This window comes from Rhodoferax sp., assembly GCF_030653815.1.
Taxonomy (GTDB): domain Bacteria; phylum Pseudomonadota; class Gammaproteobacteria; order Burkholderiales; family Burkholderiaceae_C; genus Rhodoferax.
In genome coordinates, this window is record NZ_JAURYQ010000037.1 from 240,426 (window position 1) to 260,666 (window position 20,241).

Sequence of the window (20,241 nt, forward strand, 5' to 3'; positions counted from 1 at the left end):
TCTGGATTCCTCAAGATCATGCTTCACCGCCGCCAATTGATGTTGCTTGCCGCCTGCGGCGGGCTTGCGGCCACTGCCGGCACGGGCTGGCTGCTGTGGCGCCAGAATGCTTCGCGCGCTGCAGCAGACATCGACGATGTCTGCATCGTGGCCCCCACCGTTGCTTTTGATCCAGCCTCGGGCCTGGCTCCCACGGCGGCCCGCGAAGTACCGGCCACGGCGCGTTGTCCGGTTTGCGGCATGTTCCCGGCCCGCAACCGGCGCTGGGCGGCACAAGTCATCTTCTCGGATGGCGCCGTGCAGTACCTGGACTCGCCGCTGAGCCTGTTCCATTACCTGCAGCGTGTGGAGCGTTACACGCCCGGGCGCGTGGCCGCAGACATTGCAGCGGTGTATGTGAGCGACCAAGCCACGGGCCAATGGCTTGATGCCGACCAGGCCATCTATGTTCATGGCTCTGCTTTGCAGGGGCCGATGCGGGCTGGAAACTTGCCGGCCTATGCCGCTCAGGCCGATGCCCTTGCGCTGGTCAGCGTCCGCGGTGGTGTGTTGACATCGGCTGCGGCTTTGCGCCAGGCCTTGCCGGCAGACTTGCAAACGCTGGCGCCGCATGCGCACCCCGGCAACTGACGTTTCACGCGTTGTTGCATTTTGATTCAATCATCTAAAGATGCATTTTGTTTGTATATTAAAATCAAGCCCAGAGCCCCACTTAACCCCACTTCATCACTGACAGGAACCCCCATGAAAACCAGCCAACTCCTCCTTGCCCTTGCCATCGCCGCCTCGCTTGCCGCCTGCGGCGACAAAGAAGCCAGCGCACCCGCTGCAGCCCCCGCTGCGCCGGTGGCAGCCCCAGCCCCTGCGCCGGTGGTGGCTGAAAATGCCGTGGGTAAAAAAGTCTATGGCAGTGTCTGCGCCCTGTGCCATGCGGCAGCGGTCGCCGGTTCACCCAAGCCGGGTGACAAAGCCGACTGGGGCCCACGCATCGCCCAAGGCAAAGAGGTGCTTTACAAACACGCCATTGAAGGTTTCACCGGCGCCAAGGGCATGATGCCGGCCAAGGGTGGCAGCACCACCCTGACCGACGACGAAATCAAGGCCGCGGTGGACCACATGGTGTCTTTGTCGCAGTGAAGTGCGGCCATGATGACGCCCTTGTTGCCTGATCGCCGTCGCTGTTTGGCTGGGCTCGGCCTGCTGGCGACCGGCCTGTTTGTGCGCCCGGCATTGGCCAGCCCGCATGTCCAACGCGCCTCGCGCGTGCTGCTGGGCACGCGCGTCGACATCGTGGCCCAAGGCAGGCAAGCCAGCCAGGCGATGGCGCTGGCTTTTGCCGAAATGGCACGGCTGGAACGTCTGATGAGCCGTTACCGCCCGGACAGTGAGGTTTCGGCCTTGAACCGAAGCGCGGGCCAGGCGGCGGTTGAGGTCTCGCCCGAGACCCTGGCGGTGCTCCAGCGCGGCCTGCAACTGGCCCGACTCAGTGACGGCGCTTTCGACATCACCATCGGTGGCTACCAGGGCTGGTCTTTCGACCCCGCCAACCCCCGGCTGCCCAGCGCCGCACAACTGTTGCGCGAACGGACCCTGGTCAATCACCGGCACCTGGTGCTGGACTCGGCCAATCGGCGGGCGCGTTTGTTGCACGCCGGTGCCAGGGTTGACTTGGGTGGCGTCGCCAAGTTGCCGATTCTTCAGGCCGGCATGCAGGTGTTGCAGGCGCATGGTCTGGACGGTGCCATGCTCAACGGCGGTGGCGACGTGCTGGTCACGGGCCAGTTGCTGGGGCGCGACTGGCGCATTGGTCTGCGCGACCCGCGTGCGCCAGAGCGCGTGCTGGGCACGCTGGAACTCAGTGACGGTGTGGTGGCTTCATCAGGGGACTACGAGCGCGTCTTCACGGTCCAGGGCAAGCGCTACCACCATGTGCTCGACCCGCGCACCGGGCTGCCCACCCAGGGCGTGCGCGGCGTGGCGTTGTTGGCTCGCAGCAGCCAGGCAGTCAATGGCTGGGGCGCCACGGCCATGCTGCTGGGCGCTGCGAACGGTCAAGGCTTGCTTGCTGGCCTGCCAGGTGTCGAGTCTTTGATGGTTGACGCGCAGGCTCAAACCTGGATGTCGTCGGGCATGCGCGATCAGCTCAAGCCGTCGGCAAGCGCCTGAGCTCAGACGGTACGGGCCTTTGTCGCGTTCTTTTTCAAAGGGATCAGGTGTGGCAGCTGACCCGCGAATTCAAGGGCTGCCGAGGTGGGCTCCAGCAGATCGGCCAAGGTATAGGCATTGAGCGACTCGATAAAGTCGCGTGATGCTTTTTTGATGATGCCCTTGAGCCGGCAAAATCCGTCCAGCCGGCAACTGTTGAGGTGTTTGTCAAAACACTCGACCATGTCCATGTCGGTTTCGGTTTGACGCACGATCTCGCCCAGGCTCAAGCTGGCGGGCGCCCGAAGCAAACGCAAGCCGCCGCCGCGACCACGTGTGGTTTCCAGCCAGCCAAGGCTGGCCAGGTCCATCACGATCTTCATCAAATGGCTGCGGGAAATACCATGCGCTTCGGCAATTTCACTGACCGTAGGCAGCTTGGCGCGCTCCGCGCAGGCCGCGCAGTACATCAATACGCGCAAGGTGTAATCGGTCCGTTGGGTGAGTCGCATGGGTTCAATCAGGAGGGTGGTTATGCGGCCGGTTGCGCGGCCTGCCGGGCGTGCAACTTGGCCGCGATGTACTCGCCATGGGTCACGTGCAGCAGGCCGGCAATCTTGCTGATCAGGTGGTTTTCGTTGGCGTCCAGATGGCCGTCGGCAAAGGCCACCTGCCACATGTGTTCCACCACCTGGATCTTTTCGGCCTGTGTGAACTGGTCGTTCATGGCACTGGTAAAGCGAAAGTAATCGTTGGCGCCTTTGGCCGTGTCTTCGGCCCGCGCCAGCAAGTGGGCCAGCTCGGCGTCGCTCAGGGCGAAGTGGGTGCGCAGCGCCGACAGGGTAGAGCTGCGCTCCGTGGCCGAGACCGCCGAGTCGGAACGCATCACCTCGACCAGCAGCACGGCGGTGGCCAACTGCAGGCTGCGTGCGTCGTCGACACTCGCCTGGCCGTTGTCGGGCATGAAAAATTGATTCAGCAGGTTTTTGAAGGGACTCAGCATGGGCGGAAGCAGTGAACAAGAAATGGCTTGATGGCCTACAGTCCGCGCTGCCAGCTTGGGCGCAGTTTGGCAGACTCGGGGCGATGGAGCGCATTGTCCACTTCCTGCAACAAACGCTCTTTTTCTGCGCCCAAAACCCCCTTGAGCACCAGCCAGTTGGAGGCGTGGTCGCTGCGGAACACCGTGCGCCTGAGTTCCAGTGCTTGTAGAAACTGTGCCATCTCGGCAAATAGGTCCTGTTGGTTCAGCGGTTCCCATTGCGGAAACCCCTGGCGAAAGCGCGCTTCGACCTGCGGAAAGCTCACCACCAGCGTAGCCAGAAACTCCGGCTGGGTCAGGTTGACCAGGCGCGCCGAGTTGGCGGCGTGCTGCTGCGACAACTGGCGCCCGCCCAGGCCGTTGAGCAACATCACCGAGCGCGTGATGCCCGCCGCGCCCAGCTTGTCCAAAGCATTCCGGGTGGACTCAAAGGTTTCACCCTTGTTGACGTGTTGCAGCACGTCGTCGTCGCCGGACTCGGCGCCCACATACACCAGTGACAGGCCCGCTGCGCGCAGGTCCTGGAGTTCCTGCACGGTTTTGTGGCGCAGGTTGCGCGGCAGGCAGTAGCTGGAAATGCGCCGCACCTTGGGCAGATGGTCTTTGATGGCGGTCAGCAGCGTCATCAGGCGCCGGGTCGACAGCACCATGGCATCACCATCGCCAATAAAGACCCGCTGCACCTGGGCTGCGAACTGTTCGCCGCAATTGCGGATGGCGTCCAGCGTTTCCTGCTCGTCGCGCACGCCAAACTTCTTTTGCGGCGCGGTGTACATCTCGCAATAGGTGCACCTGTTCCACGAACAGCCATTGGTGACCGGCAGGATCAGCGACTCGGCTTCGCTCGGCGGCCTGAACACCGGTTCGACATAACGGATGGGGAAAATTTCACTCACGCCACACACCCGCCCAGCCTGGCATTGAGTTCCCGCACATCGGGCTCTGACAGCGCCGTGTTGTGCCGGTCGGTGAACGGCCCGCCGCCGGGCTCGACACCCCCGCTTGCGTCATAGCCCACCGCCTTGAACTTCCAGAGCGCGCCAATGCGCTTGAGATTGCCCACGTGCGCGCCGTCCGCCAGGTGCACGCTGTACACGTTGGGGTTGACAAAGCTGAGGGTGAGTGCCGTCATGCCACCTTGATGGCATTGCCGAACGCGACACGGCCGCGCACCATATCCGCCTCGGGCTTGGGGTCGGGGTAGTACCACACGGCGTCGGTCAACATCTCGCCGTTGATCAGCAGTGAGTAGTAGCTGGCCTGGCCCTTCCAGGCACAACTGGTTTTGTGGTTGCTGAAAGTGATGTACTCTTTCTTAAGCGCACTTGCGGGAAAGTAGTAGTTGCCTTCCACCAGCACGGTGTCGTCACTCTCGGCAATGACGATGTTGTTCCAGCTTGCTTTCATGGTTTCAGGGTTCTCCGGTGACCAAGTACCGCTGATGTTACAGCGTCGGGTAGTCGGTGAGGCCGGTCAGCCTAGGCTAACCAGATAATCGCACTGTCACTTTCAAACCGCATCCAACCCGGCCAACATCCCATGAGTCATTCACATTTTTACCCCATCGGCACCGCTGGCCTGGCCTGGGGGTCGGCCGAGCTGGCCCAATGGCGCGTGCGTCAGGTGCGACAGCGCAGTTATGCCGACGATGTGCTCAGCCCCATTGCGCGCCTGGATTTTGTCTGCCCGCCATGAGTCTTTCGCCCACCCGCTTGATTTGCTTCAACAAGCCTTATGGTGTGCTGAGCCAGTTCACCCCCGAGGGGCGCTGGCGCGGGCTCAAGGACTTCATCGACATCCCCGGCGTGTACGTGGCCGGGCGGCTGGACGCCGACAGTGAAGGCCTGCTGCTGCTCACGAATGACGGCAAGCTGCAAGCCCGCATCAGCGACCCGCGCCACAAGATGGAAAAAACCTACTGGGTGCAGGTTGAAGGGGTGCCGGATGAAGCCGCACTGGCGTCCTTGCGCCAGGGGGTTCAATTGAACGATGGCCTCACCCGGCCAGCTCGCGCACGCGCCATGCCGCAGCCCGAGCCGCTTTGGGCGCGCGAGCCACCGGTGCGCGTGCGCCAGTCCATCCCCACCAGTTGGATTGAATTGGTGATCTCGGAGGGGCGCAACCGCCAGGTTCGCCGCATGACCGCCGCAGTGGGTTACCCGACGCTGCGGCTGATTCGGGCTGCGATTGGGCCGTACTCCCTAGAGGGCCTGGCGCCTGGCACGTGGCGGGGCTGAGGCCGATTGACCTTCAATGCGATTGGGGTGAGAGTGAGCGGGGTCAAGCTGCTTGATGCGTGTTGCGGCGCGTCTGGTCAGGTTGGCCGGCCAACAGTCCGGCGACTGAAATGTCTTCGTCCAACGCTTCCCAATGTAAACCGCCCCTGCTGAGTTCAACTTGGGCACGCTGCTCAGGGGCTGCTTCCAGCAGACGCGGAAACCAGGCCAGCGGCGCGGCAATGGTGCGGCCATCGGACAGACTGACCCACAAAGTGTCGTCATCGAATCGAACCGCTTTAGGCGAAATGTTCATGCCAAGCCCTTTCAATGAGTTCTTTGTTATCAATCACTGCATCGCGCAGTTCCCGCAAGGTGCGGGCATCAAAACCATCACTGTCTGCCAAATAAACCGTGGGTGTCAACCAGAATTTTGCCTCGCCATCGGCACTGCGTACGTGAACGTGCATGGCCTCGCGTGGATTTCCTTCGTTGGAGTAGAAGAAAAACCGGAACGATTTGTAGCGGAAGACGACTGGCATATCGTGAAGTTTAAGGCAGCTTGCGAGATATGGATCAAATCCGCTCTAGCCAGATAGAAACTTACCAAAGTAGGTTCATAAAAGATAGCAAAAATTTCGGTACGATTCTCAAAACACAAGGGGAACTCTAATGGCCACCAACGACAACCAAAAACTCGCCGTCTTGATTGATGCCGACAACGCGCAGGCATCCGTCATTCAAGAACTATTGGCTGAGGTGTCGCGCTACGGCACCGCCACCATCAAGCGCGCCTATGGCGACTGGACCACCACCAACCTCAGGAGCTGGAAAGACGTGCTGCACACCATGGCCATCCAGCCCATACAGCAGTTTGCTTACACCAGCGGCAAAAACGCCACCGACTCGGCCCTGATCATCGACGCCATGGACGTGCTGCACGCAGGTAGCGTGGACGGCTTTTGCTTGGTGTCGAGCGACAGCGATTTCACCCGCCTGGCCACCCGCATTCGTGAGGCGGGGCTGGTGGTCTACGGCTTTGGTGAACGCAAAACGCCGGAGCCTTTTGTGGCGGCGTGTGACAAGTTCATTTACACGGAAATCTTGCGCACCGAGCCCGAAGAAATCAAGCCTGGTCAGGTGCCGGTGGCCGAGCTGCCCAAGCTGAAACCGATGATATTGAACGCGTTGAATGCCATCGCTCGCGAAGACGGCTGGACCACGCTATCTGCCCTGGGCAGCCAGATCAACCGCAGCCACCCCTCATTCGATCCGCGCAACTACGGCGTGGCCAAATTGGGCGAACTGATCCGCCAGCAGGCGGCGTATCTGGAAGTGAAAGAAGTGAAGTTGGGCGAGGGCGATGCGGTACAGACGCATTTGCATGTGCGGCGGAAGGCGGCTGGGTCGGCCAAAGCGGGGTAGGTCAGACGAGCCTGGCTTTGCGCTTTGACTTGGGCTTTTCAGAGGGCAGCAGGCTGGTGTACTTCTGGTACAGCTCAAACAAGAATGCCACGCGCTCGGCGTCGCTTTTGTAGTGCTTCTTGCCACCGCTGGCCTCGTAGGCTTTGTCCACGGCGGCGTCCAGCTTTTGGTGCGCCTTGAGCAATTCGGGCGGCATGGTGAGCGGGTCGTACAGGTCGGCCAGCGTGGCGGGATGTTCGCCGGTCTGGAATTTGGCTCGCACGTCGAGCACGGTTTGGGCGGCGGTTTCGATGGCTGTTTGCGATGAATGAACCGGCGTTAAAGGCTCAGTGATCTTGGCCACCGAAGCAAATTCTGGCCAGGGGAAGTTGTTGTAGACGATGGTATTGGAGTACCGATAGCGACTTTCCAATCGTCCACAGGTGTAGCGCATCCAAGCGTTGTGCATGGCACTGGAAAGGATGCCGAAGTGAAAAAGCGTGGCATCAGGCAAGCTGTAAACCAGGTTGCTCACAATGACGTCTGCGCCGAGAAATCCTATGGGTACGTAAGCTCGCCGCTCCGACGACACGCTGGGTATGAGCAAGTAGTCGCTCTGCGGTTGTCGGATCTTTTGAAATAACGTGGGCGTTGCGGCATCCATCCGGGTTTGTGCATCCGAACTTGCTGCGCGCATAGCCTGAACATTTTGAACACGCCGCAAGACTTCAGGCATTTGCCGCAACTCCTTGGGTGGGCAGTCCACCAGCCACAAACACCAGCGTTTTATGCCGTTGATGAATTCGTCTGCGCCCAAAAATGGGCGAATCCATTTTGCAGCGGCGGGTTCAATTCGCACAAAAGAGTGCATCTCTTCATCGGAAAAAAGAAGATTACCGCCGTCAGTGGGTTTGCTGCCGTTAACCAACTCAGCAACATCAGCAATAGGCGTTCGTCGCTTGGCGAGGGCTACGTTTGGCGCGTCGACCAAATAGGGGTTGATGTTGGCAGCGGAAACCGCATGCGGTTCACCCCGTATATCGTCATACTCAAAAATCACCTTACCAGGCAGGTCTTGCAAGCCAAAACCAATGATGACGCAATGCACGGCGGCCTTGCCCGAAGCCTCGTTGCTCCAACTGAAGGTGCGGTGCGCAAAGTGAATGTGTACGCCTTGCGCCAGCAGCCAGCCCCACAACACGCCGACCTGTTCGCCCTGCGAGATGCTGTTGGTCGAAACAAAAGCGCATCGGAGGCTTACCAGTTCACAACTCGAGGTGAGTGCGGGCTGGCCGGCGGGCGCGATTTTAAAAACCGAAGGTTCATGAGCGCCCGCCGGCCAGGTCGCACTCGCCGGCACGCCACCACGCAGGTAATGCGCCGCCTTCACATACCAGGCTGCAACAAAGTCCAGATCACCGGCGCCATTGATGCCATGCATGACCAGTGCCAAGTCAGCCTTTTGTTCTTTGGACTGATAGGTTTTGCCAAGAAACGGCGGATTCCCCAGCACAAAACTGCAGCGCTCAGCCGGAATCACCTCGTTCCAGTCCAGGCGCAGCGCGTTGTCATGCACGATGTGCGGCGAGGTGCGTAGCGGAATGCGGGCAAAGTACAGGCCAAATTCTTCACTCACCCGCAGGTTCATCTGGTGGTCCATCAGCCACAGCGCCACCTGGGCAATCTGGGCCGGAAACTCCTCGATCTCGATGCCGTAAAACTGATCGACGTTGATGCCGATGAGGCCATGGATGTCCAGCGTCATCTGGCCGTCGGTGATGCTGGCGCGCAGCACGGCCAATTCAAGCTCGCGCAGCTCGCGGTAGCTGATCACCAAGAAATTCCCGCAACCACACGCCGGGTCAAAAAAGGTGAGGGTGCGCAGCTTTTTGTGGAACTCGAACAGCCGGTTCTTGTTGTTTTTGACCTTGGCAAACTCTGCCCACAGCTCATCCAGAAACAACGGCTTGATCAGCTTGAGAATGTTTTCTTCGGACGTGTAATGCGCACCCAGATTGCGCCGGGCCTTGTCGTCCATGATGCTCTGGAACAAGCTGCCAAAAATGGCCGGGCTGATCGATGACCAGTCCAGCGCGCAGGCATCGAGCAGCGCCTCGCGCATGGCGGCGGTGAAGTCGGCCATGGGCAGCGGCTCGGAAAACAGCTTGCCATTCACATACGGGAACGCGGCCACTTGTTCGTCCAGCGCCTGGCTGCGCCTGGGCTCGTCGGTATTGAGCACCTGAAACAATTGCGCCAGGCGCGAACCCAGGTCGGAACCATCAGCCGCGGTGCGTTCTTCAATGAAGGTGCGAAACGACTGCGCGGGCTGGAAGATGCCGGTGTCGTCGGCAAACAGGCAAAACAGCAGGCGCACCAGCAGCACTTCGAGCGGGTGGCCGCTGTAGCCACTGGCCTTGAGCGCGTCATGCAGCCGCCCCATGCGCTCGGCGGCCTTGATGTTGACCGGGTTTTGCGGCTGGATGGTCTGCACCTTGTAACCTGCCACAAAGCCGAACAGCTTGATGTGTTTGTGCAGGTCCTTCAGGGCAAATTCAAAGGTCTCGTTGGTGGTGAGGCGGTGCACGCGAAAGCGGGCAAAGTCGCACACGATGACCAACTGGGGCAAGTCGCGCTCGGTGATGCCGGGAAAGTAAGACAGCGCCTGCGTGAGCGCCACATCCAGATTTTTGCCGCGCGACTTTTGCTCCACCAGCAGCATGCCGGGCCAGAACAGATCGACAAAACCATCGGTTTTGGCTTTGAGGCCGGGCAGCTTTTTGACGGCGTGCTCAAAGGTGGCCACGCGTTTGTCGGTGATGCCGAAGATCTCGAAAAAATCAATCCAGAACGGCTTGCCCTGGCTGTCTTCATTGGCCGCATCAGCCCAGGTACGGCTGAAGACGAGCGCGCGGGATTTGATTTCGTTCCAGGAGAGGGGCATGGGCCAGCCTATTTTTAATTACGAGAGCTACCGCATTCAAGTTGCTCTGGCGCTTACGCCTTGAGCGACCTGCAAAGTCACACAGATTATCAGGCGTTGGGTGCTTGGCTGGCCCTGCAAGATAATGCTTCTGGCTTTTTTAAATTGCTCCGAACCTCGCAAGCATTCCATGAACCAGCCACATTTCTACCCCATGCCGACACCTCTTGTTGCGCTACGTCGAGTTGTGTCTTACTGTCAACGCGTGTTTCAGGTCAAACGTGAGACTTGTGACTTGAGCGCTGGTAAATCGTTTTGAACCGTTTGCCAGACAACTGCCAAATCTACGGTGAAGTAGCCATGCGCCAGTGCATTACGCATTTCATAGGCGAAACCCCAAGGCACATTGGCATGTTGTAAGGCGAAATCAGGGTGGTTCCTGGCGACGTTGTTGCAGGCTTCCCCAATCACCTCCAGGTTACGAATCACAGCGTCACGGGTTTTGCGGTCGTCCATGAAAGCATCCAAATCCATGCCAGCCGTGTAGTCCTGAATATTGGCAATGGCTTCCAGAATATGTTGCAAGTAGTCGGCAACGCGCAACGGGTCAGCGCGGCTCATACCAGTTGAGCCTCGCGCAAAACTTGATCTCGAAACTTCGCCGGCAAGCCATTTGGGGTAAGCACGTCCACATTTAGGCCCAGGAGTTTTTTCAACTCGAAGCGGATGGCACCAATGTCCATCATTGTTGTGAGTGAGGTGGGTTCTACCAACAAGTCAAGGTCGCTGTCAGTCGTATCGTCTCCATGCAGCACTGAGCCAAACACCCGGACACCACTGACGCGGTGGCGCAGCGCGATTTCGCGGATTTGCGTGCGGTAGAGGTAGAGAGCTTCTGAGGGACGCATGGGTTGAAGTTTAGCCGTGCTAACCAGTTTTGTGTAAGTAGGCCACGAACTCTTTGGCATGGCGGGTTAGGAACGGGGCCGCTACCTACCGATTACTTCCCCCAACTATCCTTCAACCCCACCGCCAGATTAAACACAGGCTTGCTGCCCTGCACATGGTCCACCCGATCCGCCACAAAGTAGCCATGCCGCTCAAACTGGAAGTTCTGACCCGGCAGAGCATTGGCCAGTGACGGCTCGACGATGGCCGTGATGACCTTCAGGCTGTTCGGGTTCAGGCTCTCGATAAAGTCTTTGCCGCCCGCGTCGGGTTGGGCGTCCAGGAACAGGCGGTCGTACAGGCGCACTTCGGCGTTGACGCCGTTGGCCACGCCGACCCAGGTGATGGCGGCTTTGACCTTGACGGTTTCGCTGCCGGGTGTGCCGCTCTTGGTGTCGGGCACCACGGTGGCCAGCACTTCGGTAATCTGTCCGTTCGCGTCTTTGCTGCAGCCGGTGCATTCGATCACATAGCCGCCTTTGAGGCGCACCTTGTTGCCCGGGAACAAACGCTTGTAGCCCTTGGGCGGCACTTCTTCAAAGTCTTCGCGGTCGATCCACACCTCTTTGCCGATGCTGAATTGGCGGGCCGGCGGTGGCTCGGTACCTTCCGCGACGCCTTGTGTCGCTTCATGTGCATGATGGGGCAGGGCAGGCTGGCTGCAGGGCTCCAGGTGGCCGGGCGCAAAAACCTCGTCCCAGTTGGTCAGCACCAGCTTCACCGGGTTCAGCACGGCCATGCCGCGGTGCGCCTTGAGTTCCAGGTCTTCGCGCAGGCAGCCTTCCAGGGTTGAATAGTCGATCCAGCTGTCGCTCTTGGTCACGCCGATGCGCTCGGCAAACAGTTGCAACGCTGCAGGGGTGTAGCCGCGGCGGCGCAGGCCGACGATGGTTGGCATGCGCGGGTCGTCCCAGCCTGATACCTTGTGGTCGTACACCAGTTGCGCCAACTTGCGCTTGCTGGTGATCACATAGGTCAGGTTGAGACGGGCAAACTCGTACTGGTGCGGCGGTGGGCTGGCCAGCAGGCCGCCTTCAATTAGCCGCGCCATCAGCCAGTCGTAAAACGGGCGTTGGTCTTCGAATTCGAGCGTGCAGATGCTGTGGGTGATCTGCTCCAGCGCGTCTTCGATCGGGTGGGCATAGGTGTACATCGGGTAGATGCACCATTTGTCGCCGGTGTTGTGGTGCGTGGCGCGGCGGATGCGGTAGATGGCCGGGTCGCGCAGGTTGATGTTGGGTGACCCCATGTCGATTTTGGCGCGCAGCACCATGGCGCCGTCTTCATGCTGGCCGTCGCGCATTTGCCTGAAGCGTTCCAGGTTTTCAGCGGGGGTGCGGGTGCGGTAAGGGCTGTCAATGCCGGGCTTGCCAAAGTCGCCCCGGTTGACGCGCATTTGCTCGGCCGTTTGCTCGTCCACGTAGGCGTGGCCGGCTTCGATCAAATACTCGGCAGCGCGGTACATGAAGTCGAAGTAGTCGCTGGCCTGGTAGGGCGCGGCATCGGGGGCGCCGTTCCATTCAAAGCCGAGCCACTTCACCGAGTCGATGATGCTGTTGACGTACTCGGTGTCTTCTTTTTCGGGGTTGGTGTCGTCAAAGCGCAGGTGGCACACGCCGCCATAGTCGCGCGCCAGGCCAAAGTTCAGGCAGATGCTTTTGGCGTGGCCAATGTGCAGGTAGCCATTGGGTTCCGGGGGAAAACGGGTGCGGATTTTGGCGGGGTCGGGCTGGCCCTTGGCGTGGTGCGCCGCATCACCCGGGCTGCCACCCCATCGGCGGCTGGCGTAGGTGCCATTGGCCAGGTCAGATTCGATGATCTGGCGCAAAAAATTGCTGGGTTTGACAACGTCGGTGGCCACTGCATTCGCAGCAGGCTTGTTCTGGGTGGGGGTGGGCAGGCTCATGACTGAGATTTTAGGCGGCGGCTGGGTCATTTGGGCGGTATGACCGAAGTCAAACGAAAGCTGGCTCGGTTCGAGCAAGCAGGAGGAGCGGGTATAAAGCACTGATATTCAAATTGACCCAGGAGCCTCGATGCCATTGATTGATTCGCAGCCGCAGGCTTTCGCACCGGGCACTCAGCTCCGGCACTACAAGGGCGGGCTTTATTCTGTCGTCGGCCACTGCCTGATTGAGGCCACGCTGCAGCCGGGTGTGCTGTACAAACCGCTGCAAGGTGACAGCCAGGACGTGCTCTGGATGCGCCCCCTGGCGGAATTCCATGACCTTGTCAGCACGGCTGAGGGCACGGTTCCGCGGTTTGTGCAGTTGGCCGTCCCCAATAAAAAAGCCTAAGTAGATCAACTACTTAGGCTTGTATCTGGCGGAGCAGGGGGGATTCGAACCCCCGGGGGATTTTACTCCCCGCACGCTTTCCAGGCGTGTGACTTAAACCACTCATCCACCGCTCCGAAGCTGGGGATTCTACCCGCCTGGGCGGGTGGTTTCGGGCTTCGGAGCAATAGAATTTTTGGTTTAGCGGATCACCGCCAGGGTTTCGAGTTGGCCAGCGCGAACAGTCTTCAGGGTCAGGGCACCGTTCTTGATATCGCCTTTTTCATCAAATGCCACAGGACCGGAGACGCCTTTGTAATCGGCGGTTGCCGCCAGCATGGGCAGGTACTTGGCCGGATCAGCCGAGTCAGCCTTGACCATGGCAGCGACCATGACGTTGACCGCGTCATAGACGTAAGGTGCGTAAAGCTTGACGTCGGTGTTGAACTTGGCCTGGTACTTGACCTTGAATTCTTCCATGCCCACTTTGGCTTCACCGTCCACACCGCCGGCTTCAGCGCAATAGACCTGGTTGTCGGCAATGGCGTCACCGCCCAGCTTGACCAGTTCGGTCGTGCAGATGCCGTCGCCACCCATGAACTTGGGCTTCATGGCCAGGCCTTTCATTTGTTTCATCATGGGGCCGGCCACGGCGTCCATGCCGCCGAAGAAGACCACATCGGGCTTCTTGGCCTTGATGCTGGTCAGGATCGCGGTGAAGTCGGTGGCTTTGTCGGTGGTGAATTCCTTGGCAACCACTTTGCCGCCAGCGGCTTCAACAGCCTTGGCGAACTCTTCGGCAACGCCCTGGCCGTAAGCGGTACGGTCGTCAATGACGGCGATGGATTTGCCCTTGAGGGTTTCGACGGCATACTTGCCGAGCGTGCCGCCCAGTTGGGTGTCGTCAGCCACCATCCGGAAGGTGGTCTTGAAGCCTTGGCGGGTGTACTTGGGGTTGGTGGAGGAGGGCGAGATTTGGGGAATGCCCGCATCGCTGTAGATCTTGGAGGCGGGAATGGTCGTGCCGGAGTTCAGGTGACCGACCACACCGGCCACTTTGGCGTCAGCCAATTTTTGCGCAACGGCGGTACCTTGTTTCGGGTCGGCGGCGTCGTCTTCAGCCAGCAACTCGAAAGTGACCTTTTGACCACCCAGCATGACACCCTTGGCATTGAGTTCGTCAATGGCCATGCGCGCGCCGTTCTCGTTGTCTTTGCCCAGGTGGGCAATGGCGCCGCTGGTGGGACCAACGTGACCGATTTTGACCACGTTACCAGCCGGTGCTGGCGCGGCTGCCGGTGCAGCAGCCGGGGCGGGCGCAGCTTCTTCTTTTTTGCCACAAGCAACCAACAGCGTGGCTGCAGCGATCAGGGTCAAGGTACTTTGAATGCGCATAGAAAAACTCCATTAAAAAGGAAATTGCAGAAAAATATTCAGCGTTGCACGATAGCCTAGATTGAATCGTTGCGCCATAGGGAAGTTACCAATATGGTGCATCAATTTCAAAGCTCGCCCGGTACAGCATTCGGATCAGCTTGATTTTGGGTCTTCAGGGCATCCACGACGGTCTGGCGCACCAGGGATTCAAGCGTGCTTTGCATTCGCGCATTGAGGTCATGCAAATGTTGTGCCAGCACGGGCTGGAGTTGCTGCAAAACTTCTTTGACCAAGGCCTCTGCATCAGCATGGGTCTGGGTGGCCGTGGTGTTGGCCCCGGGCGGGTCCACCCTTTCGGTGAGGGTGGGCACGAAGCGGGGAGGGTGACGCGCGGGTAGGTTCATGCTGTGGTCGCGGCTTGCAGGTCGTGACTGCTCAGGGCGCAGCCCGCGCTGGCGTAGCGTTTCCAGCGCTTGCGCGCTTGCTGTCGGTCGGTCATGTCCTCGCTGACGATTTCAATGATGCGTGCAAACTGCTCAAAGCCAGCGGGCAGGTCCGGTCCCAGGTTCAGCAGAATGCCCAGTTGCGTCTGGGCTGGCGGGCTTGCGCTGAGCACAATGGGGGTGTTTTCAAGCAGGTTCGGCGGCGCATCCGCAAAACAGTGGGGCACAAAATCGATGGCCGAAAACGTCCAGAGCATCTGGTCGACCTGTGCCAGGGTTTCTTCGTCTGCGGTCACCAGCACCTGTGCGCCGCTGGCTGCTGCCTTGCGCAGCAAACGGCAGGCATACAGCAGCCGGTCCGGCACCTGGGTGTGGAATTCGACTTTTGGCACGGGCATCAGGCGGCCGGCGTCTGCAACGACAGCACATAGTGCAGCAGCAAGCCCACCGGGCGGCCAGTGGCACCCTTGGCCGCGCCGCTTTTCCAGGCCGAGCCGGCAATGTCCAGGTGACCCCAGGGGTACTTGCCGGTGAAGCGTTGCAGAAATTTGGCTGCGGTGATGGCGCCGCCGGGACGCCCGGCCACGTTGGCCACGTCGGCATAGCTGGTTTTCAGCCCCTCGGCGTAGTCGTCGTCCAGCGGCATGGGCCAGCACAGGTCTTGCGAGGCTTCGCTGGCTTGGGCCATGGCAGCCGACAGCGCGGCGTCGCTTGAAAAAAAGCCGCTGCGCACGCCGCCCAGGGCAATCACGCAGGCGCCGGTCAGCGTGGCAATGTCAATGACGGCCTGGGGCTTGAAGCGCTCGGCGTAGGTCAGGGCATCGCACAGCACCAGCCGGCCTTCGGCGTCGGTGTTGAGGATCTCGATGGTTTGGCCGCTCATGCTGGTCACCACATCGCCCGGTTTGACGGCGCGGCTGCTGGGCAGATTTTCGCAAGACGGGATCAGGCCGACCACATTGATGTCGGGTTGCAGTTCGGCCAGCGCCTTGAACACGCCCAGCACACTGGCGGCGCCACACATGTCGTACTTCATTTCATCCATCTCGGCGGCGGGCTTGATGGAGATGCCACCGCTGTCAAAGGTGATGCCTTTGCCCACCAGCACCACCGGGGGCTGGTTCTTGGCTGCACCCTTGTAGTGCAACTCGATGAATTTCAGGGGCTCAGCCGAGCCCTGTGCCACCGCCAGAAAAGCACCCATGCCCAGTTTCTCCACCTCCTTGTGGTTCATCACGTCGCATTTGATGCGTGGCAATTTCGCCAAGGCCTGGGCTGCGCGCGCCAGATGGCTCGGCGTGGCGTGGTTGGCCGGCCGATTGGCCCACTCCTTGGCCAGCTCAATGCCGCGCACGGTGGCCACACTCTGGGCAAAGGGGGTGGCCAGCTCAGTGCTGTTCGGTACGCCCAGCCTGACCCGCGCCAGAGTGCGCGCCTCGGCCTTGCTCAAGGTGGTGGTGTAGACGTAACTGGCCTCGGCCACGGTGCTCAAGGCCACGTGGAGCGCCTGGCTGCCCGGCGCCTGGTCAAAACACAGGGTGAGCTGTTTGGGCTTGGCTGCCTTGATCAGGGCCACGGCCGCCGCCACGCCCTTGCGGACGCTGCCTGGCTTGCCATCCGCCAGCTGCACCAAGACCAGCCGTGCGCAAGCCAGGCCGACCGGGCGGTAGATGTCGAGCAGGCTGCCGGGCTTGTCGGCCAGGTCGCCGGCCTTCAGTGCCTTGCTGATCAGGCTGGACAAAGGGTTTCTGCCCGCCTTGAAGGTGCTTGTGAGCAGCAGCAGCAAAACATCACATTTTTCATGGCCAGCTTGCGCCGCATCCAAATTCAACAGTTCAAAGTTCATAATTCAGCCTTTCCAAGTGAAGCAATGTTATTCCATTCATCCTTACGCAAAGAGCTGTCCCGAAGTTTTGGTGCGACACTGATCGTGTTGGTCACGGTCGTCATGACCATGACCCTGATCCGTACGCTGGGCCTGGCCTCGCGCGGCAGCTTCAATCCGTCTGACGTGTTTCTGGTTATGGGTTACACCGTGTTGGCCTACCTGCCCACGCTGTTGACCCTGGGCCTGTTCATTGCCATTATTTCCACCCTGACGCGGATGTTTGTGGACAGTGAAATGGTGATCTGGCAGTCGAGCGGACGGGGCTTGTTTTCCCTGGTCAAGCCCTTGCTGCGGTTTTCCTGGCCGGTTTTTGCGGTCGTGGCCGGTCTGGCCCTGGTCATCCTGCCCTGGACCAATTTGCGCATTGAAGAGCTTAAAAATCAATACCAGCAACGCGGTGACCTGGAGCGTGTGGAACCGGGCCGGTTCCAGGAATCGGCTGACGGATCACGCGTGTTTTTTGTTGAAAAAGAGGTGTCCGGGAATCAGGCGGGTGCCAATGTCTTCATTGCCACCACCGACAAGGGCAAGGAAACCGTGACCTCGGCGCGCAGTGGTCGTATTGAAACGCTGCCGGGCGGCAGATTTTTGTTGCTTGACAACGGCCAGCGGCTGGAGCGCACGCCGGGCTCGCAAGAGCTCAAGCTCAGCGAATTTGAGCAATACGGCGTTCAGATCAGCCAGGCGGAGCTGGACCAAATGAATTACGTGCCGGTCAAGACCCGCACCACGCTTGAGCTGCTCAATGACCTGACGCCAGTGCATTGGGCCGAGGTGTCGTGGCGGCTGGGCTTGATCCTGGCTTCGTTCAATCTCGTGATCATTGGTGTGACGGTGTCAGGCGTCAATCCGCGCATGGGCCGCAGTGGCAATCTGGTGTTTGCCCTGTTCACCTTTGTGCTTTATTACAACCTGCTCAGTTTCGGCCAAAACATGATTTCCTCGGGCCGGCTCAGCTTTGCCCCGGTGATGCTGGGTCTGCATGGCGGTGTGTTTGTGTTGGCCGTGTTGTGGCTCGCCAAGATGCATCTCAACTTGCAGTGGCGCGAAATGTTGGGCTTGTTGCAGCGTCGCCGCAAGCTGCCGTCGCCATGAAAACCATCCGCCGTTTGATTTATTGGGAAATCCTGCGCGCCGGCGCCTTCGTCGTGATCGGGTTTTTGTCCTTGTTCTTTTTCTTCGATCTGGTCGAAGAAATGGAGGCGTTGGGGCGTTATGCGGCGAGCGGCTACACGCTGACCCAAGCGCTGAGCTATGTGGCCCTGCTCATTCCCACGCACCTGTATGAACTGATGCCCATCGCAGTCTTGATCGGCACCATTTTTGTCATGGCGCGGCTGGCGCAAAGCTCCGAATTCACCATTTTGCGCACCAGTGGCTTAGGGCCGTGGCGCGCTTTAAGGTCCTTGCTGATCTTGGGGCTGGGCTTTGTCATGTTTACTTTTGCGCTGGGTGACTACATTTCACCCATGGCAGACCGGACCGCCCAGTTGCTCAAGGCACGCTACACCGGGCGCATCACGGTCGGGCAAACGGGTGCCTGGCTCAAGGAAAAACAGGACTACGGCCAGTACGCCGTCAATGTGGGCGAACTGGCCTCCGACGGCGTGTTGCACGACATCCGCATCTTCGAATTTGACAACCGTGGTTTTCTGTCGTCGATGATGCAGGCCGAGTCGGCCACGGTATCAGACGACGAGTCCTGGCAGTTGCAGCAGGTCAACCGCACCGAGTTCCCGGCGGCTGAAGCCACCACAGCCCGTGTCGAACTGGTTCCGCTGGCGTCCTTGCGCTGGCCGAATCACCTCAGTGCAGAAATGGTGTCTGCTGCGCTGCTCAAGCCCGAGCGCATGCGCACCATTGACCTGTTTCAATACATTCAGCATTTGCAAAGCAACGGGCAGGCCGCGCAACGCTATGAAATCGAGTTCTGGAAAAAGGTGTTTTACCCCTTGAGCTGCCTGGTCATGGTGGTGCTGGCGCTGCCCTTTGCCTACCTGCACTTTCGCTCGGGCAGCATCACCACCTATGTGTTTGGCGGTGTCATGGCCGGCATCAGTTTCTTTTTGCTCAACAACGTGTTTGGGTATATTGGCAACCTGCAAAACTGGCAGCCGTGGCTGACAGCGGCCATACCGGGCATGATTTACTCCGTGTTGTCCTTGATGGCCTTCGGCTGGCTGGTGTTCAGACGCTGAAGACCTGTGTTTGATTTTTAACCCTGATTGAAGGTACCCGACGTATGCAAGCGACGATTCTTTTTGGACATGGTTCACGCGACCCGCTCTGGCGCGTTCCCATCGACACGGTGGCGCAGCGCATGCTGGCGCTGGATCCGCAGTGCTGCGTGCGCTGCGCCTTTCTGGAGATCACCGAGCCCGATCTGGCCAGCACCACGGCAGAACTGGTGGCGCTGGGTGTCAACGGCATCACCATCGTGCCCATGTTTTTGGGGGTGGGCCGACACGCCCGCGAAGATTTGCCGGAACTGGTGCAGGCCTTGCAGGTGGACTACCCCAAGGTTTGTTTTTACTTGCAGCCCTCGGTAGGGGAAGACGCCCGTGTGGTGGAACTGCTGGCGCAGATTGCCATGCCCGCCGCAGCAAACCAGGCGGTGACGGTCGCGTGAACCTGCATCAATTCCGTTTTGTCCAGGAGGCGGTGCGGCGCAACCTCAACCTGACCGAGGCGGCCAAGGCCCTGCACACCTCGCAACCCGGGGTTTCCAAAGCCATCATCGAGCTGGAGGAAGAACTGGGCATCGAGATTTTTGCGCGCCACGGCAAACGCTTGAAACGGGTCACCGAGCCCGGCCAGCAAGTGCTCAAGAGCATCGAACTGATCATGCGCGAAGTCACCAACCTGAAACGCATTGGCGACGAATTCAGCGCCGAGGACAGTGGCACCCTGTCAATCGCCACCACCCACACCCAGGCGCGTTATGTGCTGCCCGAACCTGTGGCCAAGTTGCGACTGGCCTACCCCAAGGTCAACGTCAGCCTGCACCAGGGCTCGCCCAAGCAGGTGGCGCAGATGCTGATGGACGAGGTGGCCGAAATCGGCATTGCCACCGAGTCACTGGACGGTTTTGACGAGCTGGTGTCTCTGCCTTGTTATGAATGGCAGCACGTGCTGGTGTTGCCGGTGGGGCATCCGCTGTGCGTCAAAGAACACCTGACGCTGGAAGACATCGCCCACGAACCGCTGATCACCTACCACCCGTCCTACACCGGACGCACCAAGATCGACCATGCCTTTGCGGTGCGCAAGCTGGAGCCCCGCATTGCGCTCGAAGCCATTGACTCGGACGTGATCAAGACCTATGTCAAGCTCGGGCTGGGCGTGGGCATTGCGGCCGAAATGTCGGTGCGCGACCTGGTGGACGGCGGCCCCAACCCCGAACTGGTGGTGCGGCCGGCCGGCCAGTTGTTCGGCCAGAATGTGGCCCGGGTCGCCTTCAAGCGCGGCGCCTACCTGCGCAATTTTGTCTACCAGTTTGCCGAGCTGCTCAGCTCCCGCCTGACCCGCAACCTCGTCGCCCGCGCCATGACCGGGCATGTCAATGATTATGAGTTGTAA

The 20,241-nt window shown here is 60.0% G+C and carries 26 protein-coding genes and 1 tRNA gene; 11 read left to right on the forward strand and 16 right to left on the reverse strand.

All coding sequences use genetic code 11. From position 1 onward, the window contains the following. Positions 1 to 18 precede the first annotated feature (18 nt). From Q7U49_RS14410 to Q7U49_RS14420, 3 genes are all read left to right on the forward strand, one after another. Positions 19 to 630, forward strand: coding sequence for a nitrous oxide reductase accessory protein NosL (locus Q7U49_RS14410; RefSeq protein ID WP_304765109.1), 612 nt, complete (start codon positions 19 to 21; stop codon positions 628 to 630). A 114-nt stretch (positions 631 to 744) separates the two neighbouring features. Beyond that, positions 745 to 1,137, forward strand: coding sequence for a cytochrome c5 family protein (locus Q7U49_RS14415; RefSeq protein WP_304765112.1), 393 nt, complete (start codon positions 745 to 747; stop codon positions 1,135 to 1,137). Positions 1,138 to 1,149: 12 nt separating this feature from the next. Then, positions 1,150 to 2,166, forward strand: a complete 1,017-nt coding sequence (locus tag Q7U49_RS14420; protein ID WP_370654017.1) for an FAD:protein FMN transferase — start codon at positions 1,150 to 1,152, stop codon at positions 2,164 to 2,166. A gap of 2 nt (positions 2,167 to 2,168) precedes the next feature. Here Q7U49_RS14420 and Q7U49_RS14425 read toward each other — a convergent pair whose 3' ends face one another. Genes Q7U49_RS14425 through Q7U49_RS14445 form a run of 5 tightly spaced genes read right to left on the reverse strand, consistent with a single transcriptional unit; the run spans position 2,169 to position 4,594 of the window. Next, the gene (locus Q7U49_RS14425; protein WP_304765118.1) at positions 2,169 to 2,657 is read right to left on the reverse strand and encodes an Rrf2 family transcriptional regulator; all 489 of its coding nucleotides are present in this window, start codon (positions 2,655 to 2,657) and stop codon (positions 2,169 to 2,171) included. A 20-nt stretch (positions 2,658 to 2,677) separates the two neighbouring features. Continuing rightward, positions 2,678 to 3,148 (reverse strand): TerB family tellurite resistance protein, encoded by a 471-nt coding sequence (locus Q7U49_RS14430; RefSeq protein WP_304765121.1) that lies wholly within the window; start codon positions 3,146 to 3,148, stop codon positions 2,678 to 2,680. Positions 3,149 to 3,183: 35 nt separating this feature from the next. Then, positions 3,184 to 4,083, reverse strand: a complete 900-nt coding sequence (locus Q7U49_RS14435) for a radical SAM protein (RefSeq protein WP_304765124.1) — start codon at positions 4,081 to 4,083, stop codon at positions 3,184 to 3,186. Beyond that, complete coding sequence (locus tag Q7U49_RS14440) at positions 4,080 to 4,319, reverse strand: hypothetical protein (RefSeq protein WP_304765127.1); 240 nt, start codon at positions 4,317 to 4,319, stop codon at positions 4,080 to 4,082. The genes Q7U49_RS14435 and Q7U49_RS14440 overlap by 4 nt, the downstream gene beginning before the upstream one ends. Beyond that, the gene (locus Q7U49_RS14445; RefSeq protein ID WP_304765130.1) at positions 4,316 to 4,594 is read right to left on the reverse strand and encodes a DUF427 domain-containing protein; all 279 of its coding nucleotides are present in this window, start codon (positions 4,592 to 4,594) and stop codon (positions 4,316 to 4,318) included. Before Q7U49_RS14445 ends, Q7U49_RS14440 begins: the two co-directional genes overlap by 4 nt. Before the next feature lie 132 nt (positions 4,595 to 4,726). Here Q7U49_RS14445 and Q7U49_RS14450 point away from each other — a divergent pair, with 132 nt between their 5' ends. Both Q7U49_RS14450 and Q7U49_RS14455 read left to right on the forward strand, forming a co-directional pair. After that, positions 4,727 to 4,882, forward strand: coding sequence for a hypothetical protein (locus Q7U49_RS14450; RefSeq protein ID WP_304765133.1), 156 nt, complete (start codon positions 4,727 to 4,729; stop codon positions 4,880 to 4,882). Next, a complete protein-coding gene (locus Q7U49_RS14455; RefSeq protein WP_304765136.1) occupies positions 4,879 to 5,424 on the forward strand; it encodes an rRNA large subunit pseudouridine synthase E in 546 nt (181 codons plus the stop codon). The genes Q7U49_RS14450 and Q7U49_RS14455 overlap by 4 nt, the downstream gene beginning before the upstream one ends. A gap of 43 nt (positions 5,425 to 5,467) precedes the next feature. On the opposite strand, the gene Q7U49_RS14460 is transcribed toward Q7U49_RS14455, so the two are convergent. Next, the gene (locus Q7U49_RS14460; RefSeq protein WP_304765139.1) at positions 5,468 to 5,719 is read right to left on the reverse strand and encodes a DUF2442 domain-containing protein; all 252 of its coding nucleotides are present in this window, start codon (positions 5,717 to 5,719) and stop codon (positions 5,468 to 5,470) included. Beyond that, positions 5,703 to 5,945 carry a DUF4160 domain-containing protein gene (locus Q7U49_RS14465; protein WP_304765142.1) on the reverse strand — a complete coding sequence of 81 codons (243 nt, stop codon included), beginning with the start codon at positions 5,943 to 5,945 and terminating at the stop codon, positions 5,703 to 5,705. Before Q7U49_RS14465 ends, Q7U49_RS14460 begins: the two co-directional genes overlap by 17 nt. Before the next feature lie 130 nt (positions 5,946 to 6,075). Here Q7U49_RS14465 and Q7U49_RS14470 point away from each other — a divergent pair, with 130 nt between their 5' ends. Continuing rightward, the gene (locus tag Q7U49_RS14470) at positions 6,076 to 6,828 is read left to right on the forward strand and encodes an NYN domain-containing protein (RefSeq protein ID WP_304765145.1); all 753 of its coding nucleotides are present in this window, start codon (positions 6,076 to 6,078) and stop codon (positions 6,826 to 6,828) included. Between the two features lies 1 nt (position 6,829). Here Q7U49_RS14470 and Q7U49_RS14475 read toward each other — a convergent pair whose 3' ends face one another. The 4 genes from Q7U49_RS14475 to Q7U49_RS14490 form a co-directional block, all read right to left on the reverse strand. After that, entirely contained in the window at positions 6,830 to 9,751 is a 2,922-nt protein-coding gene (locus Q7U49_RS14475; RefSeq protein ID WP_304765148.1) for a DNA methyltransferase, read from the reverse strand. A gap of 249 nt (positions 9,752 to 10,000) precedes the next feature. Further along, a complete protein-coding gene (locus tag Q7U49_RS14480) occupies positions 10,001 to 10,351 on the reverse strand; it encodes a DUF86 domain-containing protein (RefSeq protein ID WP_304765150.1) in 351 nt (116 codons plus the stop codon). Then, positions 10,348 to 10,638, reverse strand: a complete 291-nt coding sequence (locus Q7U49_RS14485) for a nucleotidyltransferase family protein (protein ID WP_304765153.1) — start codon at positions 10,636 to 10,638, stop codon at positions 10,348 to 10,350. Before Q7U49_RS14485 ends, Q7U49_RS14480 begins: the two co-directional genes overlap by 4 nt. 92 nt (positions 10,639 to 10,730) lie before the next feature. Beyond that, positions 10,731 to 12,584 carry a glutamine--tRNA ligase/YqeY domain fusion protein gene (locus tag Q7U49_RS14490; RefSeq protein ID WP_304765156.1) on the reverse strand — a complete coding sequence of 618 codons (1,854 nt, stop codon included), beginning with the start codon at positions 12,582 to 12,584 and terminating at the stop codon, positions 10,731 to 10,733. Between the two features lie 130 nt (positions 12,585 to 12,714). Here Q7U49_RS14490 and Q7U49_RS14495 point away from each other — a divergent pair, with 130 nt between their 5' ends. After that, a complete protein-coding gene (locus Q7U49_RS14495; protein ID WP_304765159.1) occupies positions 12,715 to 12,975 on the forward strand; it encodes a DUF1653 domain-containing protein in 261 nt (86 codons plus the stop codon). 26 nt (positions 12,976 to 13,001) lie between these two features. Here Q7U49_RS14495 and Q7U49_RS14500 read toward each other — a convergent pair. The 5 genes from Q7U49_RS14500 to Q7U49_RS14520 form a co-directional block, all read right to left on the reverse strand. Beyond that, a tRNA-Ser gene (locus tag Q7U49_RS14500) sits at positions 13,002 to 13,091 on the reverse strand. 64 nt (positions 13,092 to 13,155) lie between these two features. Beyond that, positions 13,156 to 14,349 (reverse strand): branched-chain amino acid ABC transporter substrate-binding protein, encoded by a 1,194-nt coding sequence (locus Q7U49_RS14505; RefSeq protein ID WP_304765162.1) that lies wholly within the window; start codon positions 14,347 to 14,349, stop codon positions 13,156 to 13,158. Positions 14,350 to 14,456: 107 nt separating this feature from the next. Then, a complete protein-coding gene (locus Q7U49_RS14510; protein WP_304765164.1) occupies positions 14,457 to 14,702 on the reverse strand; it encodes a hypothetical protein in 246 nt (81 codons plus the stop codon). 29 nt (positions 14,703 to 14,731) lie between these two features. Next, positions 14,732 to 15,166, reverse strand: a complete 435-nt coding sequence (locus Q7U49_RS14515) for a DNA polymerase III subunit chi (protein WP_304765167.1) — start codon at positions 15,164 to 15,166, stop codon at positions 14,732 to 14,734. 5 nt (positions 15,167 to 15,171) lie between these two features. Continuing rightward, positions 15,172 to 16,620 (reverse strand): leucyl aminopeptidase, encoded by a 1,449-nt coding sequence (locus Q7U49_RS14520; protein WP_304765170.1) that lies wholly within the window; start codon positions 16,618 to 16,620, stop codon positions 15,172 to 15,174. Positions 16,621 to 16,644: 24 nt separating this feature from the next. Between Q7U49_RS14520 and lptF the strand changes: the two genes are divergently transcribed. The 4 genes from lptF to Q7U49_RS14540 are packed head-to-tail and all read left to right on the forward strand — an operon-like array spanning position 16,645 to position 20,241. After that, positions 16,645 to 17,757: an LPS export ABC transporter permease LptF gene (gene lptF / locus Q7U49_RS14525; protein WP_304765174.1), complete on the forward strand. Its 1,113-nt coding sequence runs from the start codon at positions 16,645 to 16,647 to the stop codon at positions 17,755 to 17,757. Continuing rightward, entirely contained in the window at positions 17,754 to 18,860 is a 1,107-nt protein-coding gene (lptG, locus tag Q7U49_RS14530; protein WP_304765176.1) for an LPS export ABC transporter permease LptG, read from the forward strand. The genes lptF and lptG overlap by 4 nt, the downstream gene beginning before the upstream one ends. A 44-nt stretch (positions 18,861 to 18,904) precedes the next feature. Further along, positions 18,905 to 19,291, forward strand: a complete 387-nt coding sequence (locus tag Q7U49_RS14535) for a sirohydrochlorin chelatase (protein ID WP_304765179.1) — start codon at positions 18,905 to 18,907, stop codon at positions 19,289 to 19,291. Further along, positions 19,288 to 20,241, forward strand: coding sequence for a CysB family HTH-type transcriptional regulator (locus Q7U49_RS14540; protein ID WP_304765182.1), 954 nt, complete (start codon positions 19,288 to 19,290; stop codon positions 20,239 to 20,241). Before Q7U49_RS14535 ends, Q7U49_RS14540 begins: the two co-directional genes overlap by 4 nt.